We start from the raw sequence: 24,594 nt of genomic DNA, 5'->3' as shown, positions 1-24,594 counted from the left end.
TTTGGGGTACTGCAAGCCGATTTTTTCATAATGCTGCTATTAGGGAGCGGAAAAGGGAGAGATTGTTCTCTAGTTTATTTCCTTCCAGAAGATCATTGAGGGCTAATTCATAGTGGAGTGGGGTTATACCAGGAATTTTACTGTGTTTTGCAATACTAGCAAGAAGGGCAATGTTTTGCATTTTAGGGTTACTTAATTTTGTAGGTGCTATCTGGTATTCCAGTATGTTGCGGCATTGACATACAGCGCTGATATCTTCTGATTTTAAAAGACATTCTTTTTTCAGTCTGACCAGCAGAGGCTGCCACTGGGTATCGTAATATATCAGTGTTCCACCATCTCTTAGATGGGAGTAAAGACCGCGTAAGGCTTCAGTTTTTTCCAATGCAATAACCATATCAGCACATCCTGTCTGAATAAGAGAAGAATGAGCATGTGAGCCGATACGAACACAGGATGATACGGTACCGCCGCGTTGGGCAAGACCATGGGTATCGGTTCCGCGCACCGGAAATCCGGCATAGTCAGCGGCTCTGATTATTACTTCACTCAATAGGCCAATGCCTTGTCCGCCGACTCCAATAATATATATATCCATCTTTATGTCAGGCATCAGCTATTGTCCTCCTTTTTTGGACGTTTATGAAGGATGGCCTTTGTGGGACAGGTTTGTTTGCAGGAACCGTCACCAATACAGAGATCCTTATGGACAATGATACTTCCGTCTTCGTTACGCTGAAAAGTCGGACATGCGAAAGTACTCACACAGGTATAGTTTTGATTGCAGTCGGTTGTAATTTCTACAGAGGGAGGCAGTGGTTTCCCTGCGGCACTACGCTCTCTCATTGCTTTTAGCATGCAGGGGTGTTTGGCTATGATTACTTTAAATCCTTTTTCAGTAAGGGCTGCTTTGACTGCTTCTGTTAACTGCCCTTGTGCATAGGCATCGATTTCACGAATATTCGTAATCCCAATACCGTCTAATACACGTCGTATTGGGATTTTTTCTGTTGAACCATTAACATTGTAACCGACACCAGGATGACTCTGGTGACCAGTCATAGCGGTAGTTCCGTTGTCCAAGAGAATCAGAGTGAAGTTATGATGATTAAAAACTGCATTAATAATTCCCGGTAAACCAGCGTGAAAGAAGGTGGAATCTCCCAGGAATGCAACTACCTTACGGCTGTTATTAAAGAGGGAAAGACCGGCAGCAGTACCACTGCTATGCCCCATGCACAATAGTACTTGCCCCATATTATAAGGTTCCATAATACCAAGGGTGTGGCAGCCGATATCAGCAACCGTAATATCATTTGGATCAAGAGCCTGCTTGATAGCATGAAATGCGGAACGATGCCCGCACCCTGGGCATAGCTGTGCTGGCCTGGGGGACCAGTGCAAAAGAGGGGTAGGCGGCTTTTTATTCGGGAGTAAGTGAGGCCATACTTTTTGAAGAATTGTATATACTTTTTCAGGAGTATATTCATTCAGCCATTCTTCATAGTCCTGTTTCCCGATTATTTTCGTAGAGATATCCATATCATAGGCGAGTGCCTTCACTTGCTGTTCGATAAAGTCATCCAATTCTTCTACGATTTTGACTTCCTTGTGCTGGCGAAGAAAATCGGCAACTAGCTGCTTCGGCAGAGGATGAATGATACCTAGTTTTAGGATATCGGGCTTTAGCGCTGCTTCCTCTAATACATCTTGTAAGGATTGAAAGGGTGCTCCCATAGTTATGATTCCATAAAGAGGGTTATTATTGTTAATAACAGTGTTTAGAGAGGAGGTGTCTGCATCGGCAGCAAATTGAGCTAATTTTTCTAAGGCTCGCCGTTTTAAAGGCAGGACCAGCTTTGTAGTTAATGGTATGTAGGGACCATTGTCTACATTAAAGCGGGATGAATGATCAAGGGGCAAGGGCGTCCACGAGGAAAAGGTAACTTTTTCTTTTGCGTGACAGACATGGGTAGTCATTCTTAGAATCACTGGCATACAACGCTCTATGGATAGTTGAGCGGCTTTTTTAAACATAGTATAGGATTCAGTGGGGGTTGATGGTTCTAACATAGGAACATAGGCAAGGCGGGCGTAATGACGATTATCTTGTTCGTTTTGCGATGAATTAGCTCCTGGGTCGTCACCTAGTATAATCACCATGCCGCCGATTATCTCCATATGTCCTAACTGAACAAAGGTGTCCGCAGCGACGTTTAGTCCTACACTTTTGAAAAAGACGGTTGATAGATGCCCATTGATAGAAGCACCAAAGGCAACTTCTGTAGCGACCTTTTCATTGGTGGAAAACTCAAAATAAAGAGGGTTTTTGTCTTTGGGAATTGCTGTTATGGCTGCAGCAATTTCTGGTGTGGGGGATCCAGGATAGGATGTGACAACTCTAACACCTGATTCAATCATTCCACGGACGATAGCCGTATTACCCATGACAATCTCGGTACTTCCATCTGGCGAAATAAGAAAATCACCTAGTTTTTTCATTCCATCACCTCTATGTATATTATAAAATTAATGACTGCAGCATGCTAGAAAATTAACTCGGGCAATAATAAATAAAAAAGAAGGGCTAACCGCGATAGCGTAAGCTCTTCTTTCTAGTGACATATTTTCTTAATGGCGAAGTTTGCTGCCTAACAGTAGTAAACGGGCTGGAATACGAATGGCTCCTGTGCCTAAGCTGACTCCTAAGATTACAAGTAAAAGAGCCACAAAGTGATACCAATATAGCTGTTCTCCCAGGAAAATAGCTGATGCAAGTACTCCTATTATAGGGGAGCCATTTTGGAAGAGGGAGGATGTAGAAGCACCTACTTGCTGTATTGCTGTATTCCACCATAATGCTCCTAATGCCGTACTAAAGAAACTGGAAAATAGTAAAACTGCAATCGGCCAGAAGTCGTAAGCACTAGGATAGTTCCATATCGGATTTACAAAGAGACCCAAGAACAGTAAACCAATGGCGGCTAAGCTGTGACTATAGGCGGTAACGATTAAGGGAGGGACAAACAAAGTAGCTTTTTTCACCAATAAAGATCCTATGACAAAGGTGATGGTTGCAATAAACATAATTCCGTCGCCAAGCAGGGTAGAATCGCCTTGTGAGCTGCCGGAAACAACTAATAGTAAACCGCTGAATCCGAATAGTATTGCAATTCCCTTTGCCCAGGTAAATTTTTCTTTTAACAGCAAGCTAGCAAACATAGTTGTGAATAAAGGATTGAGTCCCAGGATAAGAACCCCGTGTATTCCGCTGGTAGCGGTCAATCCTGTGGTGAGCGCTATTTGATGAAGAAAAATACAGAACATTGAAACACCAACAATAGGAATCCATTCTCTGCTCGATAGTTTCTTATAGCCATGTTGTCGCCACGCAAGGGGCAGTAGTAGGGCGCTTGCCAGAAATAAGCGTATTGGAGCTAATGCTAATGGTGGAAAAAAGTGAGTGAGATACTTGATAGATACCACATTAACCCCCCAGAGAATCACAACTAGGATCAGTAGCAGGTATATGCGGCGGTTGTTTGTTATGTTTTTCAATATCGTCATCCTCTGCAAAAAATAAATATTTGTTTATCTTATCATAGCTTTGCTGAAAGGGGAAGAGGCATTTTGGAATTTGTTAGAAATGGAAATTCCTGAATCCAAGTATTAATTCTTCTATAAATCTATCCGTGGCTGCAGGAATAATGATGTCTTTTCGATAGATAACGCCCATGGATTTTTTCATGTGAGGGTCATCAATGGGAATGGAGATTATATTGTCATTTCCAAAACTATTAATATAAGAACGAGGAAGAATTGTTACTGCAATATCACGGCCTACAATTTCTAATAAATGCTCAAAAGGCATTATTTCTATCATAGGATTGAATAGAAAACCGAGTTTTTCTGTAGCTTGATCAATAAATTGTCTGATGATATATTTTGGAGGGAGTAAAACAATGGGGATGGATTTTAGTACTTCCAAAGCTATGTTTGAGTTCTTGGCAAGTGGATTGTCTTTGTGCACTGCAATACACAATTCTTCGGTATAGAGATGAAGGTTTTGTAGTAGAAGATCATCTAAGGGAAGAAAGGCAATGCCAATATCCAATTCATTTGTTAGTAATTGATCTTTTATTTCTTCTGTTGATAGTTGCACAATGGATATTTTGACACCAGGGTAGCGGGTATGAAATTTTACAACAGAAGAGATTAGCACATGACTTCCAGAACAGCCAACAACAAGATGACCTCGCTTTAATCCTTCTAATTCTTCAATCGCAGTGTGTGCTTGTTTTAATTCTCCAAAAATTTGCAGGCAATGATGATAGAGAATATCACCCGCTTTGGTAACGAAAACCTTTTTGCCAATTCGATCGAAGAGGGGAGAGCCTACTTCACTTTCTAAAATACGAATTTGCTGACTTAAAGTAGGTTGAGAAATATTTAATTTTTCAGCTGCTTTTGTAAAATGAAGTTCTTGATACATGGCCATAAAATATTCTAAATGCCGAAGCTCCATTATCCTCACGCCCAATCATTGTTTATATCAATGATTATACTAAAGTCTATTAAATTGAACAATTAAAATTATCTCTTATAACTGCCGAAACGTTTCCTCATTGCGCAAATTGATTAAATATCTCTACTATTGTATAGTAAAAAACTGCCCCTTGTTTATTTCATAATTGAAGTAATCACAAGAGGGCAGCTTTTTTTATTGTTTACAGTAAGACAGAAAATCGATCGCTTCAACTTCTGGTACTGGAGGGCTGATTATATATCCTTGCAAAAGATCGCAATGACATTTTGCTAAATATGCAATTTGTATTTGGGTTTCTACACCTTCAGCAATCACGTTCATCTTCATAATGTGAGCCATGTCTATGATCGTTCGAATAATGGCTTTTTGTGCTTTATTCGTTAATATCATATCGATGAAAGCTTTATCAATTTTTAAGGTCTTTACTGGTAAGCGCTGAAGATAGGTTAGGGAAGAGTAGCCGGTACCGAAATCATCCAGGGACAAACGTATTCCCATTGCTTGAATTTTTTCAAGAATATGAGTACTATCTTCTAATGATTCGATTAATGCATTTTCAGTTATTTCAATTTCCAGCTGGTTAGGTTCAATCCCTGCGTTAACGAGTGCTTCTCTTACTACATCGATAAAGTCATCGGCACATAATTGGTAGGGAGATACATTAACGGCAACATGAATATGCCCCCATCCTTTATCGACTAATCTACGTGCGAAATGACTTGCTTCTTTGAGAACCCAATTTCCGATTTTTTGTATGAGACCGTTTTGCTCAGCTAGGGGAATAAAGCGGGCTGGTGATATTGCACCATGTTCTGGGCTATTCCACCGAAGTAGTGCTTCAAATCCTACCGTGCAGCCGTTCATGTCTACCTGTGGCTGATAATGCAATGATAGCTCTTGATTCTCGATTGCATGACGCAAACTATTGATGAGCAGGATTTTGTCATAGGCTTCTATTTGCATTGTTGTTTCGTAGAAGCGCCAACAGTTTTTCCCTGCTTTTTTGGCTGCATACATCGCGTTGTCTGCATTTTTGAAAATTTCCTCTGTTGTGTCTCCATCAGCAGGATATACAGCAATGCCAACGCTGGCAGATGTATGAAAGCGAATTCCAAGGGCTTCCATATCCTGATTGAAAGCTTCAACAATCATGTCAGCGCTATGAATGATATTTTTACGATCATGTTCACCAGATAAAATAACCATGAATTCATCTCCGCCAATGCGGCCAACAAAACCATGATCACTAACGGTTTCCACGATCCGTTTTCCGGCCATGGTGATTAGGGCATCACCATATGTATGGCCAAAAGTATCGTTTACCATTTTTAAATCGTCTAAATCAATGAACAAGACAGCGCCAACTGATTCACCACAGCGAGTTCTTTCCATTTCTTTCTTTAGACGCTTGTTTAAAAGTGCGCGGTTGGGTAAGCCGGTGAGACTATCAGAATAAGCAATGTTCTTGATGACTTGGTTTTTTTCATTCAAAGCTTCTTGGGCTGCTTGACGCTCCATGATTTCTTCTTCGAGAGCTGCATTCATATCTTGTAAATCTTGTGTTCGCTCATTAATTTTGTTTTCCAGGTCAGTGTTTAGATTAACGAGTGCAGCTTGGGCTGCTTGCCGTTCCATCATTTCTTCTTCCAGGGTAGCATTAATTTCTTGTATTTCCAGCATATGATTTCCTAGTTTCGCTTCATTTTTTTTCAGCAGCCTCACGGTGTTTTTTATTTTGTGACTCATATTGAAGAATGTTTCGCATAAGATGTCTAATTCATAGGGCATATTTTTTGAGGCGTTATATTGAGCAACTAGTTGATAGTTCTCAGTTGCTACTTGATTCGATTGCTGAATCAACCAGTCAATGGGTAATTTAATCTGATTGGTTATCTTCTTAGCCAGGGGGAGAATTAGTAATATTAACATGACTGTAGCACTAGCCATCATTGCCAGTTGTTTATAAATAGGGGATAGAACCTCGTCTTCGTTGATCTTGCCGATTAGCGTCCAGCCTCGTTCAGGTACGTCTAAGTAAGCACCTAGAACCTTATTTCCTAAATAATCAATCCAAGTTGTTGTACTTGACTCGCCAGGTGCTATAGAGCGAAAGGTATTTTCTGTGAGTTTAAAATTCGTTTTCGCTGCATCTCTGGCCATGTCTTTGTCTACTTGCAAATTAAGGTGTCGTGGATCGGTAAGCATGGTGCCTTCTCGGTTAATCAAAAAGATTTCTCCTGTTTGACCAATCCAATTCTCACGTAAGAGTTTTTCTAATGTTACGATTTTGATTGATCCAAGTATTAGCCCTTGGAAATCTCCATTATAATCATAGATCGGGGAAGAAATATTAATTATGGGCTGACCACTATTCGGGTCAATAACTACATTTGATACATATGATTTTCTTGCCTTCGCCGCTTCAAAATAGGGATTGTCGGTTGCAGGAGAATTGCGCTGCTCTAAAGTGAAAGTAGAAATTTTAAAAAAACCTTTTTTATCAATGTATGAAAATGAATCAAAATAATTATCAAGCTGCTGCTTAAAGTATAGAGCACGTTCCATTTGTGACTCGTCTAAAGTTCGAAAAGCTTCTGTCCGGCTTAGGTCACGAATATTTTCAGTTCTCTCTTCCAGCCAGTAATCAATTAATCGCTTTTGAGCATGTACTCGCTGCTCAATTAATTCTAGATTTTGTTGTTTAGCTAGTGAAATTTGACCAACCGTATAAATCGTCATGATCAGTAAGCTTGGAACAACAATAAGCAAAACTGTCCATAATTTAATTTGGTGCTGTAGCGTCTGTGCCTTCATGCATTAGCTCCTTAAGTAGCAGTATGTAAAACTATGGATTTTATTGTTAAATCATATTTCAGAATTATATGAATATTGATTTGAAACGTATATTTATTTCATCAATTAAGACCCAATACTATTAAATATTACACATTTTATAGATGAACTCCTTCTGGAAATTACTTAATTTGTAAAAAATATAGATATTTCGTAAACCTAGCAGTGCAGCCTGCTATCATTTAGAAAAATGATAGCAGGCTGCATCGGTTAAAATTGATTTTACTAAAGGTAAGCTACTCTTTCCCTCATTAGTGGAACGATTTTGATAGCAAAAGGCCAATCTATTGAAGTAAGGTCGGAAGGAGACCTTTGCGCAGCATTACGTACGTAATAGACCGATCATAATGAAAAAGCGGAATCCTTTTCATTTCAAACGGACTATGAAACATTTCATAGCCATAGTGGGTTGAAAGACCTGCTTCATATCCGGCTTCCTTAGCAATGGTAAGTGTTTGAGGATTATAGCTGCCGCCAGGATAAGCGATAAAGTCTATACCCTTTCCTAAAAGTTGCTCTAAGGTAAATTTAGATTTGGTTAACTCTATTTTCATTTCTGCAGGAGTTAAATCACTAAGGAATCGGTGAGTGACAGTGTGGGAGCCAAAATCCATACCTGCTGCTTGCATTTCTCGTATTTGAGAAGCTGTCAATCGATCATCTTCTCCAATCATGCCTGTAATGATGTAAAAACTAGCCTTCATATTATATTGTTGAAGAATTGGAAAGACATTGATGTAATTATCTAGATAACCATCATCCAGTGTGATGAGGATGGATTTATCTGGTAGGGGTGTAGATCGGCTAGACTGTAGATATTGTTTAACTTGTGCGAGGGATAAGCAGGTGTAGCCTTCTCTGTTTAGTGTTCTCATATCGTCTTCAAACCGTGCAGGGCTAACGGTATAATTATCTAATTGGTAACCCACTCTATGATATAGTAAAATAGGTATGCTTTTATTAATTTTTTTGTATTCTGAAGCAAATGATGCTCCAGAGAGGGCGGCCAAAGTGCCTGCACAACCGAATAAAAATTGACGTCTGGTAACCACGAACTTCCTCTCTTTTCATATACAATATTTTAATAATAGCTCATTTGGATTTTATATCATTTTTCCATAAAATGCAAACCCAGAATAGCTATAAAAGGAAACAGATAGAAATGGTTTATATGTATAAATCAATCGATTTATAGTAAGCAGACTTGATTATGTATTATTTTTGTGTTCCCACCACATAAGTAAGGATATACAAAAAAATAGCCAGGTAGAACCTGCAGCGTATCCTGCTAATACATCTGTGGGATAATGTACTCCTAAATAGATGCGACTGATTCCAATAATTACAATAAAGATGGCTGTTGTTATAAATAATATAAATCGCCAAGTCCATGAGGAGATCTTAAGGCTGATCAAATATGCAAGCATACCATAAAAGCATAGTGAAACCATGGCATGCCCACTGGGGAAACTATACCCTGTTTCTTTAATAACATGGAACATATCAGGTCTAGCACGTACAAAGAGATGTTTTAATAAATAATTAAGCAGTCCGCCGCCTAGCAGACAAATGGTTAATGCAGAAGCCTCCAGCCATTTTCGAAAAAAAGCAAGACCGATCAGAATCAATACTGATAATGCTCCGTAGAAAGGAGCTGAACCTAGCGTTGTAATATGAATCATGATTATGTCAAGATTATGATTGGCATAATAACGGACAAGAGCAATGATTAGCTGATCAAAAAGATCCATTTGGCGTACAAATAACGTTTTCCATGCCAATTCAGCAAATTCTGCCAACATGAACCCACTAATCAAGAATCCAATTAAAATATACAATCCAGGCCATTTTTGCTGCAGGGAAGATAGAATCGTTTTGATTATATTGTACATATATATTAACTCCTTGTGCTTTGATAATGTAGATTTTAAAAGAAAATTTATGAATTCGTATTAGATTCAGTCATAAGAGAAAACCATGGCAATGATGCTATGGTTTTCTCTTTATAATAATTTTCGTCACCTATGTTTTTATTATCTAGTATAATACCATTCGAAGAATTTGTCAGCAGATAACGGCTTTGAAAAATAATATCCCTGTATTTCAGTACAGCCGCATGTTTGTAAAATCTTTATCTCCTCGTTATTTTCAACACCTTCAGCAATTACTTTAATATGTAGTTTTTCAGCAAGAGAGACAATTGATTCTACAATTGCAAGACTTGAAAAGCATGTGTAGCCATTGCTCGAATAAAAGTTTGGTCAATTTTAAGTTTATCAATAGGGAACTGGCTTAAATATTGTAAACTTGAATATCCGGTACCGAAATCATCGATGGATAATTTTACACCCAGTTCTTTTAATAAATGGAGTTCTCTGGTTGCAGTATTGGCATCTCTCATTAATATTCCCTCTGTTAATTCAAGTTCCAGGTAAGCGGGATTCATATTATAATTTCTTAAGATTTCTTGCAGAGTAGAAAGAAAATGCTTTTCTTGGAATTGGATAGCAGAGACGTTGACAGCGATTTGTATTTGAGGCAAGCCGAGTTTTTACACGGATGATAGTGCATAGCTTGCATAAAATCAATGACCTAATGAGGAGATCAAACATAAGATATTGTATCAGTATATCTGGTTGTAGGAGGAATGCAGCATGGGATTCTGTAGATCTGATAATGTAATTTGGGTAATTATTCTCATTGCGTTTCGATGTTATAATTATTGTGTTGATACTTCTTCATGTAGAAAATGAAAAAAATTAAGAGTCGTGGATAAATAGAATACCTCATTAAGATTAGCATATGGACTTGGAGTCCAATACAAGCTACTTAAAGAGGTATTTTGTGAAAAAAATAAAATAGACGTACTGTTTTTTTTAAGACTAAAGGATTTTTATCATCATAGTGGAACTTGAAATGTATAAGTCACAAAGTACATAGATTACAAAAAGGAGAGTTGCAAATAGTATGACGAAAAGAAAAGCCTTTAGCGCTGCAGGCGCCGTTTCAGTTGGTCCTTACTCTCATGCTGTTGAATGTGGTGAAATGGTGTATTTATCCGGACAGACTCCCATTGATTCCAAGACGGGAAAGTTGGTGGATGGTGATATTGGAGCGCAGGCCAAACAATGCTTTATAAATTTATTTCATGTGTTGTCCGCTGCGAACTTAACGCCGGAACATGTTGTGAAAGTGAATGTATTTTTAACGGATATGAGTGACTTTACTGCTATGAATGAAGTGTATGAAAAGCAGTTTGAAACACCCTATCCTGCAAGGACAACCATTGGTGTAGCTGAATTACCTCTTAATGCAAAAGTTGAAATTGAAATGATTGCACGAAAGGAGTGAAGGCAGGGGACTTTAAATCGGCGTCAGGTTAGGTGTGAATCACTGTTTGTTTTTCTACGAACCAGTCAATGAGTCGTCTTGCTACACTTAATTTATCCGGAATATCGGGAAGGTTATGAGCAGAAAACCAGCCGGCTTCTACAATTTCTTGGTTATCAATGGTTATTTTTTCTGTTGAACATTGAGCTGTAAAGGCAATCATCAAAGAATCGGGAAAAGGCCACGGTTGGTTTCCAAAATAACGGATAGAATGTACTTCAACTCCGACCTCTTCTTTTAGTTCTCGTTGAACACAATCTTCTAGTGATTCACCTGGCTCCACAAAACCTGCAATAACGCTATAACGGTTAGGCGGGAATCGATTGGAACGTGCTAGAAGGATTTGATCATCTCTTGTAACTGCTACAATAATAGCCGGAGATATGCGGGGGTAGACAATATGACCGCAGCTTGAACATTGCATGGCAAGTTCTTGCTGGGATACCTTCATGGGAGTTCCGCAGCAACCGCAAAATTTACTGGTTTTCATCCAGTTTATGATATGAAGCGCGCGGCAAGCATACCCAAAACATTCGTCTTCCATATTTCCATATAAAGGACGCACTTTTTTCCAAAAGAAATCTTCCGGTATTGTCTCATCATCTAAGTGAGCAATAAAGCATTCTTGTTCATGAAGAGTACCAATACACTGGATGTTGATGGGATTAAGTCTTAATAATTCTATATCAGAACTTGAAAGGATCGTACTGATTCCTTCCACTTCTTTGACTAAAAGCTCATCATCATGAAATAAAAACCAATATGCATTTTTAATATCCATTTTATTTACCACCTTAGTAACAAATATATTCTAGTACCTTGACCGGATTAGATTTGAGGTTAGGGCGGAAAACGATCCTCAAGATAAACCAAAATTTAATGCGGTCAAGGTACTAGTACTATAGTATCACAAAATAGAATAGAATAAAGTCAAAATTTTATTAGACTTTTATATTACGCACGTTTTCATGAGAGTTTAAAAAAGGGAGGTGTCAAATTTGACACTACCTGGACAGAGTAAGTCGCTTAAGTATGAACAAAAGGAAAACAAAACAACAGGTGGCATAATTGTTGCAGCAGGAAAGGCATCAGTAAGAAACGAACTAGATCCGCTATTGAAGATTGGCTCTATTACAATAGTAAAAAGAATTGTATTAACCTTTCAGCAAGTAGGAATTTCGCCTATTGTAGTTATAACAGGGCATAGAGCTGAAGAAATTGAACATGATTTAGCAGATTATGGGGTCATATTTTTGCGAAATTCACAGTATGAAAATTCACAAATGTTTGATTCTGCAAAAATCGGACTTGAGTTTTTACAGAATAAATGTGATCAGGTAATCTTCAATCCAGTAAATATTTCCTTATTTACGCCCGATACGATTCAAAGAATGATGGAACGTGGTGAAAAGTTAATTTCTCCATCTTATCATGGAAAAGCTGGTCATCCTCTATTGGTATCTTCTGAATTGATTCCTGGAATTCTAAAGTATGAGGGGAATCTGGGAATGCGGGGAGCCATTCAAAGTATTGGAGTGGAAAGGAAATGGATAGCGATAGAAGATGAGGGCATCCTTCATGATACGGATGCTATTGGTCGATTAGATCAACTTTTAAAAAAACATAATCATCAGATTCTACATCCTTTTGTTAGGATTAGTATTGAAAAAGAAGCGCTGTTTTTTAATTCAAGAACAAAGCTGCTCTTGATTTTGATTCAGGATACACACTCGGTACGAAGCGCTTGCAGACATATTGCTTTGTCGTATAGTAAAGCATGGAACATGCTAAATGAATTAGAACAAGAGTTAGGTTATGCCGTGGTGGAAAGAAAACATGGCGGCAGCAAGGGCGGAAAAACATATTTGACTAAAGAGGGTATTGATTTTTTGGAAAAATATCAGGAATTTGAACACAATGTACGTCAATATGCAAAAAGCGAATTTGACCGATTATTTTAGCAGTTGGAACTGAATAGGAAGCAAGTTCTTTTGATAAAGAATTTGATGAAAAATAACTTCCATTTTATAATAAATTTAACAATAAATCGTTGAATTGTTATAGAATAGGAGGTTATTTATGTTTACCCTGCATATCAATGGTAAAGAGGTAGTTTCCCAAATTGACAAACCTTTATTGGTTTTTTTAAGAGAGGATTTGCAAATTACTTCTGCAAAAGATGGCTGCAGTGAAGGAGCCTGTGGAACATGTACTGTGTTAGTGGATGGAAAAGCAGTGAAAGCCTGTGTGCAAAAAGTTTCAAAATTTGTAGGCAAACAAATTGTAACAGTAGAAGGATTAAGCGAACGGGAAAAGGCTGTTTATGAACATTCTTTTGGCGAAGCAGGTGCAGTTCAATGTGGATTTTGTATTCCAGGTATGATTATTTCTGCAAAGGCATTATTGAATGTTAACCTAAATCCAACGATTTCAGAGGTAAAGAAAGCAATTAGAGGAAACCTTTGCCGTTGTACCGGTTATAAAAAAATAGAAGAAGCCATTTTATTGGCAGCGGCATATTTCAGGAATGAGCTGCCCCTTCCCATTTCTTCAAGTGAATTAAAGGTGGCCCAGAAATTTAAGCGCATTGATGTAGCAGAAAAAGTAAATGGAACTGGTATTTTTGTCGATGATCTTAAATTACCCGGCATGATTTATGCAAAAACAGTTCGGTCCCGATATCCAAGAGCGATCGTTAACAAAATAGATATTAGTAAGGCAGAAGTGCACCCAGACTGTGTAAAAATTTTATTGGCGAAGGATGTTCCCCATAATGTGATCGGTCATGCCAAGCAAGATTGGGACGTAATGATTGCTGAGGGGCAAACAACTAGATATATAGGGGATTCATTGGCATTGGTAGCAACCTATCATAAAGAAAAATTAGATGAAGTCTGTAACTTGGTAGAAGTTGATTACACAGAGTTAACACCGATTACCTGTCCCACTGATGGGCTAAAGGCAGATGCTCCTCTGATCCATGCGGATGGAAATGTTATGAGTCGTGCGATTCTTCAACGAGGCAATGCGGATGAAGCCATTAAAAATTCTAAATATGTCGTAACTAGAAAATATAAAACACCATTTCAAGAACATGGTTTCATGGAACCGGAATGTGCCATTGCCATGCCAGAAGGAGAAGACGGCATTTTCTTATATTCTGGTGCTCAGTCTGTGTATGATGAACAGCGTGAAATTGCATTGATGCTTCAGATCCCTCTGGAAAAAGTACATTGTCAGACTCAATTGGTGGGAGGTGGATTTGGCGGTAAGGAAGATATGAGTGTTCAACATCTTGCCGCATTAATGGCATGGTACACAAAAAAGCCAGTTAAAGTAAAATTTTCACGGCAGGAAAGTCTGGACTATCATGTTAAGCGTCATGCCATGGAAATGGAATTTACGACAGCTTGTGATGAAAATGGTTATTTAACAGGCATGAAAGCGGTTATTATTGCAGATACAGGTGCCTATGCATCCCTGGGAGGACCTGTATTGCATCGTGCCTGTACTCATGCTGCTGGTCCCTATAATTATCAGAATATTGACATTTTTGGCATGTCTGTTTATACCAATAATGTGGTTGCTGGAGCATTCCGGGGTTTTGGTGTAACACAAAGCTGCTTTGCTACGGAAAATAATATTAACTTATTGGCAGAAATGGCGGGTATTTCCCCGTGGGAAATACGTTACCGCAATGCAATAAGGCCCGGGCAGGTGCTCCCTAATGGACAGATTGCCGATGAAAGTGTCGCCATGGCAGAATGTTTGGAAGCAGTTAAGGATGTATATGAATCCAACCCATATGCAGGGATTGCTATAGCATTTAAAAATAGCGGCACGGGTGTAGGCAAGAAGGACATTGGGCGCTGTATTTTATCCATTGAACAAGGCAAGGTTCACATTCGAACTTCGGCAGCTTGTATGGGGCAGGGTCTTGGAACCATGTGTGTGACGGTGTTGTGCGAAACAACGGGCTTAGATCCTTCCTGCATCGTACACGAAAGAGCCGATACGATACGAACACCTAACTCAGGAACAAGTACAGCTTCCCGGCAAACGGTAGTAACTGGTGAAGCGGTTAGACGAGGATCCGAAAAATTGAAAGCAGAAATGGATAAAGGATTAACATTGGCGGATTTGGAAGGTCGGGAATTTTCTGGAGAGTATTCTGTCAAGACGGATCCAATGGGGGCTTTTAAAGACAATCCCATCAGTCATGTTAGTTATAGTTATGGAGCACAGGTTGTTGTCCTGAATAAAGAGGGAAAAGTTGAAAAAGTAGTGGCGGCCTATGATGTGGGGACACCTGTTAATATCCAGTCTGTAGAAGGTCAAATTGAAGGCGGCATCATCATGGGATTGGGTTATGCGATGACGGAAGAGTTTAAAGTGGAATGTGGTTATCCAAAGACCAAACTTGGCACATTAGGCCTTATGAGAGCAACGGAAGCTCCTGAATTGGAAACCATTCTAGTGCAGGGGAAGGGCAAAATTCCTGAAACCTATGGAGCAAAAGGCTGCGGAGAATTATGTTTGATTCCGACGGCTCCAGCTTGTTCTCATGCTTATTATCGGTTAGACAGCAAATTCCGTACGCAGCTGCCATTACAAGATACCTTTTATAAGAAGTAAAACGCAAACAGCTGTAAAAGAAAAGATGGCAGTAATGTTCGAAGTGGAGAAGGTGACATTTTATTGAAAACCAATGGTATTCTACTGGCTGCTGGTTTATCCAGCCGTATGAAAGTGTTTAAACCTTTTTTAAAAATAAAAGGAAAAATGATGATTGAACATAGTGTGGATAGTATGTTTCGTGCGGGTGTAAATCAAGTCATTATGGTATTGGGATATCGTGGGGAAGAGGTAGAATCATTGCTGCGCAATACATATGATCCTTCCCGTTTAGTATTTAAATATAATGACAAATATGCAGAAACGGATATGTTAACGTCAGTTAAGCTTGGCATCTCAGCATCAAGCCCCTGCGAAGCCGTTTATCTTCTTCCTGGAGATATGCCAGCCATTCATACGCGTACTTTTCTTGCAGTGAGAGAAGCCATGTTACAAAAGCATGCCTTAGCCGCTTTTCCTACTATAGACGGATACCGAAAACACCCGCCCTTGATTTCGTTCAAATGTATTGAGCGCATCCTTGCTTTTACTGGCGAGGGTGGTTTGCGAGAATTATGGCACCAGCTGGAAAGCCAAATTATAACTGTTCCTGTTGAGGATATGGGCTGCATGTTAGATGCAGATACCCAGGAAGATTACAATCGACTAGCAGACTATATGGAGAATTTGATTTCATCCTGATTCATTTGTTAGCCAAAACCGTAATGTATGGTTTTGGCGCTTTTGAAAATGTCTATTGCTAAAATGTGTGGGAGGAAACTATGGAAAATATCAGTGGATCGATAAAGAAGAAAGACCATGAAGCAAAAATAAACGGTAGTGCTCTTTATGTAGATGATCATGTGATGGGCGGCATGCTTTATGGCAGACTGTTACACTCTGCCAAGGCAAAAGCACGTATTACCAAGATTATTCTTCCTGAATTGCCTGAGGGTTATTTGATTGTGGATAAAAACGACGTAACAGGTGTAAATCGTGTTGCAATTATAATTCATGACACACCGGTTTATGCCGATGATGCAGTAGAGTATATAGGTGAGCCAATTTTAATGGTTGTTGGTCCGGATAATCAAGTTGTTGAGAAAATTTTGCATAAGATTGTGGTAGTGTATGAAGAGCAAATCCCAGTTCTTGATATGCTGACATCGGACACCGTTTTCTTTGATTACAAGTATACAAAAGGAGATATGGATAAGGCTTTAGCGGAAGCGGATCGCGTTTTTATTGAAACATTTCAGACGGGTTATCAGGAACAGGCTTATCTGGAAACACAGGGGCTTATTGCCTACCCTCAGGATGGCCGCATGACGGTGCGTGGTTCGATGCAGTGTCCATACTATGTGCATAGTGCAGTTGCCAACGCGATTGGCTGTGAGGGAAAAGACGTTCAGATTATCCAAGATGTTACTGGCGGCGGTTTCGGCGGCAAGGAAGCCTTCCCTTCGATACTCGCTTGTCAGGTCGCAGTTGCAGCAAAAAAGGCAAATAAGCCAGTTAAGGTCATTTTTAACCGACGGGAAGATATGGAGTTTACTTCAAAACGCCATCCTTCTCTTAGTACCTATAAAGTAGCGATTAAAAATGGTGAAATTACAGGTATGGATATTGATGTTCTTTTTAATAGCGGTGCCTATACTACACTTTCAGCAGTTGTTTTGCAGCGTGGTTTGATTTGTGCAAATGGTGTATACCGCATTGATAATCTTCGTGTTGGGGGACGTGCGGTTAAGACAAATACGGTACCTTGCGGTGCTTACCGTGGTTTTGGTGCGCCACAAACCTTCTTTGCTGTAGAAATGATTATGGATCATATTGCCAAGGAAATGGGGCTGGATTCTCTGGAGCTGAAAGAAAAATATATGGTTAAACAAGGGGATTCTACTTCCACAAGCGGCAAATATCATTTCCATGTACCACTGCCTGAGATGATTCAGCGGATTGATGAGTTGACTGATTATCGTGCTAAGCGTAAGCAATACCAGCAGCAGATTGGACGGTACCGCAAGGGCATTGGTCTATCGATGTTCTTTCATGGTTGTGGTTTTACCGGCAGTGGTGAACGAGACATTATTAAGGCCGTGGCCAAGATCAGGAAGAATCCAGATAATACAGTAGAGATTCTCGCTAGTAACTCGGATATCGGCCAAGGTCTTAAAACTACGTTTTGTAAAATCGTTGCGGACACCCTTGGTATTTCTTATGATCAGGTATACATTGATAATCCGGATACTGATCGTGTGCCTGATTCAGGTCCGACTGTAGCCAGCCGCTCTTTAATGACCGTTGGAGGATTGCTGCAGCGTGCAGCAGAGAAACTTAAGAAAGAATGGCAGGATGGAAAAGAACAAGTGATAGAAGAGCATTTTGTTGAACCTGATTTTGTAATTCCTTTTAACCTTAAGAACTTTAGTGGCGACGCTTATCCAACGTATTCCTGGTCGGTGAACGCGATTGAAGTGGAAGTAGACACATTGACCGCCATGACAAAAATCCTTGGGGCATGGGGTATTTTTGATGTGGGTGTACCCATTGATATGAATATTGTCGTGGGACAGATGGAAGGCGGTTTTCTGCAAGGAATTGGTTATGCTTCCATGGAGCAGATGGATTATAACGATAAAGGTATTATTCGTAATAATAGTTTTAGCGATTATATCATTCCTACGGCGGTAGATGTGCCAAATCTTGTGGCTGAAATGATGAATAATCCATATACCCATGGTCCTTATGGAGCCAAAGGGGCAGGTGAACTTCCTCTGGTTGGTGCGGCTCCTGCTTATGTGGAAGCGATGGAAAATGCTCTTGGTGCTAATTTAAATAAGGTGCCATTCACACCAGAAGATGCTATGAAAATTTTACAGGGGGTGAATACATGATGATAAACTTTATTCTTAATGATCAAAAGGTTGCATCAACAGCCAAGGCAAACGAGCGTCTGCTCGATATACTTCGCACTGAATTTGCTTGCACGGGAGTAAAGTGCGGCTGCAAAGAAGGGGAATGCGGTGCCTGTTCTGTCATTCTTGATGGCAGATTAGTTAATTCCTGTATGGTGGCAATGGGGCATGTTGAAGGCTGTACGGTTATGACCATTGAAGGTTATCGTAAAACAGAGCGTTTTGCAGCCCTTGATACGTCCTATGCCTCGGTTAGTGCAGTACAGTGCGGTTTTTGTATGCCGGGTATGGTACTTGCGTCCGAATGTATTCTTGCCAAGAATCCAAACCCGACGGAGGCAGAGATACGTGAAGGGATTTCCGGCAACCTTTGCAGATGTACTGGTTATAATGCCATCGTACAAGCGATTAGTATTGCAGCAAAGGAGGGGGAAGGTTTATGGTAAATGGCTATCAGGCAACGTCTTTGAAAGAAGCATTGCAGATCCTTGCCAAAGAATCGGTAACTCCTTACAGCGGGGGTACTGATTTGATGATTGATCCAGAGGAAAATGCAACATTTTTGTTTCTTGCTAGAATACCTGAGATGAAAAATATTGTAGAAGATACAGAATATCTCCGAATTGGTGCTGCATGCACTTTTACTGATATTATTGAAAATGAGCTGGTACCTGCTATTTTAAAGGAAGCAGCAGCACAGATTGCAGCACCGGCAATCCGAAACCTGGCTACGATTGGCGGCAATATCTGCAATGGTTCAGCTAAAGGGGACAGTGCACTGATCTTATTTGCGACAGATGCTAAACTATGCCTTGTCAGCAGCAGGGGAGAACGAGTTCTTCCGATTGCAGAGTTCTATCTGGGTAGAAAGAAGACTGCTTTGCAGTCGGATGAACTACTTGTTGAAATTCTGATAGATCGAATTAATCTCAGTAATTATTATTATAAGAAGGTGGGGGCCAGGGATGCGTTGGCGATTTCTCGAGTCTCCTTTGCTGCCATTCTGAATGTAGCGGATGGTAAGATTGTGAACTGTAAGACTGCATTTGGCGCAGTCAGCGATATTATCATCAGAAGGGCAGATATTGATGCAATGTTAGTCGGTAAAACGACGAAAGAGGCCAAGGTTGTTAAGAAAGAGTATATGGCAGCGTATGATCAGGCAATTATTCCTATCAAAGGTAGAATTTCGGCAGAATACAGAAAAGCTGTTTGTATGAATTTGCTTCGTGATTTTCTAGAAAGCAATGGAATCTGACTTCAAAATGACACGATGAATTGATGCCCATGGTGGTTTATTGTGCCAATTGCGGCGAGTGCCGATATCCCACTTGTGCTTTTGGCAAAGGAAGTTAGTGAATTTTAAAGAGTACTAATGTAATTCATAAATCTAGCATGAAAATAGCCATATTTTAAAATAAGGAGCGTAAGTACATGTTGAAAACACAAATAACGGAAAATCAAGGCAATGTACAAGTTTTCTTGAACCGATATTTTAAATTACCGCAAAGAGGAACGGATATAAGGACTGAAATGTTAGCTGGTTTAACTACCTTTATTGCTATGTCCTATCTGATTTTTGTCATTCCGGGACAATTTCTGGCTGCAGCTGGCATGCCCCACACCAGCGCTACGGCGGCTACCATTCTTTCCACGGCATTTGCCACTTTACTGATTGGTCTTTATGCTAATTTACCCATTGCGATGGGGCCAGGATTAGGCCTGGGCGCTGTATTTGCTTTCGTTATGGTGGGCAGCATGGGCCTAAGTTGGCAAACAGCATTGGGCGCGGTTTTTGTATCGGGGGTGTTATTCTTTATACTGGCCATAACCAATATCACCAAGGCGGTCATTGAAGCAATCCCTACCATGCTTAAATCTGCCATCGGTGTAGGCCTTGGCTTATTTATCGCCTTTATTGGCTTTAAAGGGGCCGGCATTATTGTTCCATCCCCGGGCACCATCGTAACCTTGGGCAGTTTAAAACAACCTGGGGTACTCTTAGCGATTATTGGTCTGATTATAAACAGTGTTTTATTGGCACGCAAGGTAAAAGGTGCTTTCCTGATTGGCATTTTATCGACCACGGTAATCGGCATGTTTATGGGGGTTGCCAAAGTGCCGACAAGCATTAATGATTTAATTTCTTTTATTCCGCCAATGCCGGTTGAAACTATGGGGCAATTGGACATTATGGCAGCCATTGGATATGGCCTGATATCTATTATTTTTACAATTACCATTGTGGATTTGTTTGATAACATCGGCACGTTAATTGCTATTTCCGGTAAGGCTAAATTACTCGACAAAAACGGTAATCTGCCTGATATTAATAAAGCTTTGCTGGCGGGTTCATTGGCGGCTATGATGGGAAGCTTTCTGGGGTCCTGTACAGTGACTTCTTACCTGGAAAGTGCAGCAGGTGTTGGGGCTGGAGGAAAATCGGGCTTGGCATCCGTTATTACTGGGATATTATTTTTAGCCACTCTTTTTATAACCCCTTTAGCTGCTTTGGTTCCAGGGGCTGCTACTTCCTCCATCCTTATTATTCTGGGAGCTTTAATGATCGGTGAAATTGTACACATTGATTTTACCGATTTTACCAATGCGCTGCCGGCGTTTTTAACGATTATTCTAATGCCGTTAACGTCTAGTATTGTGGAAGGCATGGCTTTCGGTTTCATTGCTTATACACTGCTCAAAGTGGTTACTGGCAGAATGAAAGAGATTAATCCCTTAATGTATGTTTTATCCATTATTTTCGCAATTCACCTTTGGATGAAGTAATGATTTTATGAAACATTTTACTTTTTGGCAGTTCTAAGTAAAAAAGGTGAGTGAATATAATAATGAGTAATGATGTGATGATTATAAAAGGGAATTTCATTTTTACACCCAGTTTTGGTCAATTAACAGTTCTGGAAAATAGTTATATTATAATTGAAGGACAGTGGGTTAAAGGAACGTATGCTGAGCTTTCTGAAGAATTTACAGGGTTGCCTGTAATCGATTATGGAGATGATCTGATCATTCCGGGATTTGTGGACTTGCATTCCCATGCACCGCAATTTGTTAACCGAGGTTTAGGACTTGATCTGGAATTACTTCCATGGCTGGAAAAATATACTTTTTCAGCAGAGGCTAAATTTAAGGATTTGGCATATGCAGAAGCAGTTTATAAGGCGGTTGTTGTAGAGCTTTGGAGATGGGGGACCACGCGTGCTGTACTGTTTGGTACCATTCATAAAGAGGCTACGGCTAAATTGCTGGAACTGCTGGCAAGGGCAGGTTTAGGAGGATATGTGGGAAAGGTCAATATGGACCGAAATTCTCCGCTGGCATTGATAGAAACAACAAAGCAGTCATTGGCCGATACGGAGGAATTTCTGCAAGACACTGTCAGTCGGTATGCATTGGTAAAGCCGATTGTCACGCCACGGTTTGTGCCTTCCTGTACACCGGAACTGATGGCGGGACTGGCTTATCTAGCCAAGAAGTATCAGGTGCCGGTCCAGTCCCATTTATCGGAAAATACTGCTGAGATCACCTGGGTCAGAGAATTGCATCGGAAATGCCAGAACTATGGAGACGTCTATAATCAATTTGAATTATTCGGTCAGCAGCCAACTATTATGGCGCACTGTGTCCATAGTGATGCTGCCGAAATAGAACTAATGGCGAAGAATAATGTATATGTGGCTCATTGTCCATCTTCCAATGCTAACCTATCCAGCGGGATAGCACCTATTCGCAGGATTATTCAACAAGGGGTTTCGGTTGGATTGGGTTCCGACGTCGCAGGCGGACACCAGGTGTCTATAGCGCAGGTGATGGTAGCAACTGTGCAAGCGTCCAAATTGAAATGGCTGGAAACGCAGAAGACGGATGATTTTATCAATATGCGAGAAGCTTTTTATCTGGCAACCAAGGGCGGCGGCAGCTTTTTTGGTAAGATAGGCAGCTTTGAGGCAGGATACGAATTTGATGCATTAGTCATTCATAATCACCATGTCGTTGATCGGAATCAACGCTCTTTGGAAGAAAGACTGCATCAATTTATTTATATTGGCGAGGATCGAGATATTGTTGCTAGATATGTGGCTGGTAAAAAAGTCGATCATCCGTAATCTGCTTCGTAGCCTAAAAGGACTTGATCAAGTAGAGTATAAGCTCCTCCAGATCAAGTCCTTTTCTTATAGTAGTAAATTGCTTTAAGGCAGACAGATCCATGCTATTAAGGCTTTAGGACTAGTTGAAGGAGAAGCAATTACTATAAGGAGAAGCAATTACTATGTGGAATTATTCTTATTGCCTATGGATTTTTTCCTCATAGTCAACAAGGAAGCAGCTCTAGCAGTTACTGAGAAAAGAGGGGGCAGGCTGTTGTGAAAAAAACAATTTTACAAGAAATTCAGGATGTAGTAATTCAGTATGGAAATATGATCTCTCATGTGATTAAAGTGGATGTGGAGATTGTTGATGGTAATTTATTTCGTATTTCTGGTACAGGAAGATACATTAACCAAATAAATGTTGATATGTCGAAGGAAGGCTTTGTTTATCAGCAAGTGCTGGCTACGGGTGAAACCCAATTAATTAAAGAACCTGGTGAACATATATTTTGTAAGCTGTGCTCCAAACAGAGATGCTGTGATGAAAAAATGGAGTTATGTACTCCTATTAAATTAAATGATGAAATTATTGGGGTAATTGGACTTATTTGTTTTGATGAAGAGCAAAAACAAAGATTATTAGATGACATAGATTTTTATCAACTATTCATACTGCAAATTGCAGGATTTATTGGAGCGAAAGCTTATGAGCAGCGAGAGAACGAACGAAATCAAGTCATAACTAATTTATTACTGCAAGTGATTAATAATGTAGATAAAGGTGTACTGATCTTAAATCAAAGTAATCAAATTATTCAAATTAATGAGAGTGCTTTAAAGCAATTGCAATTAACCTCATCTTGTATCAACAAAAACGTTATCATTGAGGCTACTGGTGATTCCATGTTAGGAGTAGAGGAATATAAAATCCTGATTGCAAACAAAAAGTTCTACTTAATGGGAAATTTATTAAGCGTATCTCCAGGTTTAGCAGTTTACGATAAAATTTTTATTTTTGACGAAATGAAAAGTGTAAAATCAGATATTTATGGCTTAACAAATGTATCTAAATTGGTTAGTTTAGACAATATTATTGGTGAAACAGAAGCAATTAAACAACTAAAAAATAAAATACGCAAGGTAGCTGACTCTACATCAACAGTACTTGTTACAGGACAGAGTGGCACAGGTAAAGAATTGATTGCCAGGGCCATTCATGCTACAAGTAATCGAAGTGATAAACCCTTCATTGCTGTAAACTGTGGAGCTATACCTGATACTTTATTAGAAAGTGAACTCTTTGGTTATATAAAAGGGGCTTTTACTGGGGCTGATCCACGGGGGAAAATTGGCAAGTTTGAACTTGCTAATAAAGGCGTTATTTTCTTAGATGAAGTTGGTGATATGCCAATTTACTTACAGGTTAAATTGCTAAGGGTCTTACAAGAGCGAAAGCTAGTGCGAATTGGTTCTAATCAGTTAATATCATTTGACGTTCGGGTTATAGCTGCCACAAATAAGGATTTGAAAGCTTTAATTAAAGAAAATAAGTTTCGTGAGGATTTATATTACAGGTTGAATGTGATTCCACTAGAAGCACCGGCTCTTGGGCAAAGAATAGAAGATATCCCATTGGTTGTAGCTAGTACTATCGAAAAATACTGTGGTTTATTTCATAAAAAAGTACAGGCTATCGATCAGCAAACTATGAATATTCTAATTCATTATCCTTGGCCTGGTAATGTGCGTGAGTTAGAAAATACTATTGAATTTATGATTAACATGGCAGACGAATTAGGGACACTAACTGAGGACACATTACCTCGCAATATCCGTGAATATAAAAATGATATAGGACAGGCCGAGGGTCAAAATATTCGGCTTTTGCGGGAAGTGGAGCGGGATCATATAGTGAAGGCTGTTGCTTTATATGGCAATACTACAAAAGGTAAGCAGGTAGCTGCAAAACAGTTAGGAATTGGAGTTGCTACCTTATATCGAAAATTGAATGAGTTATTAGGGGAAAGGTGTTAGGGAGCCTTGGCAAAGTGAATCTTTTTATATATGGAATTTTATTATCATAATGATAATAAAATTTAAAATTTTAATTGATATATACCTCTTGAGAGCTCTCATTAGAGGTTGGTGAGAGAATAAAAAA

Annotated in this window: 20 protein-coding genes; 10 read left to right on the top strand and 10 right to left on the bottom strand. The window is 39.6% G+C overall.

What is annotated here, in order from left to right:
- Window positions 1–25 precede the first annotated feature (25 nt).
- The 9 genes from FR7_RS13050 to FR7_RS23235 all read right to left on the bottom strand — a co-directional run bounded on the left by FR7_RS13050 (window position 26) and on the right by FR7_RS23235 (window position 9,941).
- Window positions 26–613 carry a 2-oxoacid:acceptor oxidoreductase family protein gene (locus FR7_RS13050; RefSeq protein ID WP_007935020.1) on the bottom strand — a complete coding sequence of 196 codons (588 nt, stop codon included), beginning with the start codon at window positions 611–613 and terminating at the stop codon, window positions 26–28.
- Window positions 613–2,502, bottom strand: a complete 1,890-nt coding sequence (locus FR7_RS13045; protein ID WP_007935019.1) for a thiamine pyrophosphate-dependent enzyme — start codon at window positions 2,500–2,502, stop codon at window positions 613–615. The genes FR7_RS13050 and FR7_RS13045 overlap by 1 nt, the downstream gene beginning before the upstream one ends.
- Before the next feature lie 129 nt (window positions 2,503–2,631).
- The gene (locus FR7_RS13040; RefSeq protein WP_255348794.1) at window positions 2,632–3,567 is read right to left on the bottom strand and encodes a DMT family transporter; all 936 of its coding nucleotides are present in this window, start codon (window positions 3,565–3,567) and stop codon (window positions 2,632–2,634) included.
- A gap of 73 nt (window positions 3,568–3,640) precedes the next feature.
- Entirely contained in the window at window positions 3,641–4,525 is an 885-nt protein-coding gene (locus tag FR7_RS13035) for a LysR family transcriptional regulator (protein ID WP_007935017.1), read from the bottom strand.
- Between the two features lie 195 nt (window positions 4,526–4,720).
- Window positions 4,721–7,360 (bottom strand): bifunctional diguanylate cyclase/phosphodiesterase, encoded by a 2,640-nt coding sequence (locus FR7_RS13030; protein WP_007935016.1) that lies wholly within the window; start codon window positions 7,358–7,360, stop codon window positions 4,721–4,723.
- A gap of 323 nt (window positions 7,361–7,683) precedes the next feature.
- Entirely contained in the window at window positions 7,684–8,451 is a 768-nt protein-coding gene (locus FR7_RS13025) for a polysaccharide deacetylase family protein (RefSeq protein WP_007935015.1), read from the bottom strand.
- A 156-nt stretch (window positions 8,452–8,607) separates the two neighbouring features.
- Window positions 8,608–9,291 carry a phosphatase PAP2 family protein gene (locus FR7_RS13020; protein WP_007935012.1) on the bottom strand — a complete coding sequence of 228 codons (684 nt, stop codon included), beginning with the start codon at window positions 9,289–9,291 and terminating at the stop codon, window positions 8,608–8,610.
- Window positions 9,292–9,432: 141 nt separating this feature from the next.
- Window positions 9,433–9,564: an EAL domain-containing protein gene (locus tag FR7_RS24620; protein WP_420191787.1), complete on the bottom strand. Its 132-nt coding sequence runs from the start codon at window positions 9,562–9,564 to the stop codon at window positions 9,433–9,435.
- A 41-nt stretch (window positions 9,565–9,605) separates the two neighbouring features.
- Entirely contained in the window at window positions 9,606–9,941 is a 336-nt protein-coding gene (locus FR7_RS23235; RefSeq protein WP_100214613.1) for an EAL domain-containing protein, read from the bottom strand.
- A gap of 425 nt (window positions 9,942–10,366) precedes the next feature.
- Here FR7_RS23235 and FR7_RS13010 point away from each other — a divergent pair, with 425 nt between their 5' ends.
- Window positions 10,367–10,750 (top strand): RidA family protein, encoded by a 384-nt coding sequence (locus tag FR7_RS13010; RefSeq protein WP_007935008.1) that lies wholly within the window; start codon window positions 10,367–10,369, stop codon window positions 10,748–10,750.
- 28 nt (window positions 10,751–10,778) lie between these two features.
- Here FR7_RS13010 and nudC read toward each other — a convergent pair whose 3' ends face one another.
- The gene (gene nudC / locus FR7_RS13005; protein ID WP_007935006.1) at window positions 10,779–11,570 is read right to left on the bottom strand and encodes an NAD(+) diphosphatase; all 792 of its coding nucleotides are present in this window, start codon (window positions 11,568–11,570) and stop codon (window positions 10,779–10,781) included.
- Between the two features lie 217 nt (window positions 11,571–11,787).
- Here nudC and FR7_RS13000 point away from each other — a divergent pair, with 217 nt between their 5' ends.
- The 9 genes from FR7_RS13000 to FR7_RS12960 all read left to right on the top strand — a co-directional run bounded on the left by FR7_RS13000 (window position 11,788) and on the right by FR7_RS12960 (window position 24,467).
- A complete protein-coding gene (locus FR7_RS13000; protein WP_007935004.1) occupies window positions 11,788–12,750 on the top strand; it encodes an NTP transferase domain-containing protein in 963 nt (320 codons plus the stop codon).
- Between the two features lie 118 nt (window positions 12,751–12,868).
- Window positions 12,869–15,424 (top strand): selenium-dependent xanthine dehydrogenase, encoded by a 2,556-nt coding sequence (gene xdh / locus FR7_RS12995; RefSeq protein ID WP_007935002.1) that lies wholly within the window; start codon window positions 12,869–12,871, stop codon window positions 15,422–15,424.
- Between the two features lie 63 nt (window positions 15,425–15,487).
- On the top strand, window positions 15,488–16,105 hold the full coding sequence (locus FR7_RS12990; protein WP_007935000.1) for a nucleotidyltransferase family protein: 618 nt from the start codon (window positions 15,488–15,490) through the stop codon (window positions 16,103–16,105).
- 80 nt (window positions 16,106–16,185) lie between these two features.
- On the top strand, window positions 16,186–18,300 hold the full coding sequence (locus tag FR7_RS12985) for a xanthine dehydrogenase family protein molybdopterin-binding subunit (protein WP_007934990.1): 2,115 nt from the start codon (window positions 16,186–16,188) through the stop codon (window positions 18,298–18,300).
- Complete coding sequence (locus tag FR7_RS12980; RefSeq protein ID WP_007934988.1) at window positions 18,297–18,767, top strand: (2Fe-2S)-binding protein; 471 nt, start codon at window positions 18,297–18,299, stop codon at window positions 18,765–18,767. Before FR7_RS12985 ends, FR7_RS12980 begins: the two co-directional genes overlap by 4 nt.
- Complete coding sequence (locus FR7_RS12975; protein WP_007934987.1) at window positions 18,761–19,579, top strand: FAD binding domain-containing protein; 819 nt, start codon at window positions 18,761–18,763, stop codon at window positions 19,577–19,579. The genes FR7_RS12980 and FR7_RS12975 overlap by 7 nt, the downstream gene beginning before the upstream one ends.
- 176 nt (window positions 19,580–19,755) lie before the next feature.
- Window positions 19,756–21,108: an NCS2 family permease gene (locus FR7_RS12970; protein ID WP_007934984.1), complete on the top strand. Its 1,353-nt coding sequence runs from the start codon at window positions 19,756–19,758 to the stop codon at window positions 21,106–21,108.
- Window positions 21,109–21,170: 62 nt separating this feature from the next.
- Complete coding sequence (locus tag FR7_RS12965) at window positions 21,171–22,448, top strand: amidohydrolase family protein (protein WP_017531271.1); 1,278 nt, start codon at window positions 21,171–21,173, stop codon at window positions 22,446–22,448.
- A gap of 258 nt (window positions 22,449–22,706) precedes the next feature.
- Entirely contained in the window at window positions 22,707–24,467 is a 1,761-nt protein-coding gene (locus tag FR7_RS12960; RefSeq protein WP_007934980.1) for a sigma 54-interacting transcriptional regulator, read from the top strand.
- The last annotated feature ends 127 nt before the right edge of the window (window positions 24,468–24,594 follow it).

Source organism: Pelosinus fermentans DSM 17108, assembly GCF_000271485.2.
Taxonomy (GTDB): Bacteria; Bacillota; Negativicutes; order DSM-13327; family DSM-13327; genus Pelosinus; species Pelosinus fermentans.
The sequence above is the reverse complement of the archived record's forward strand: the minus strand, read 5'-3'. Positions and strand labels throughout refer to the sequence as shown.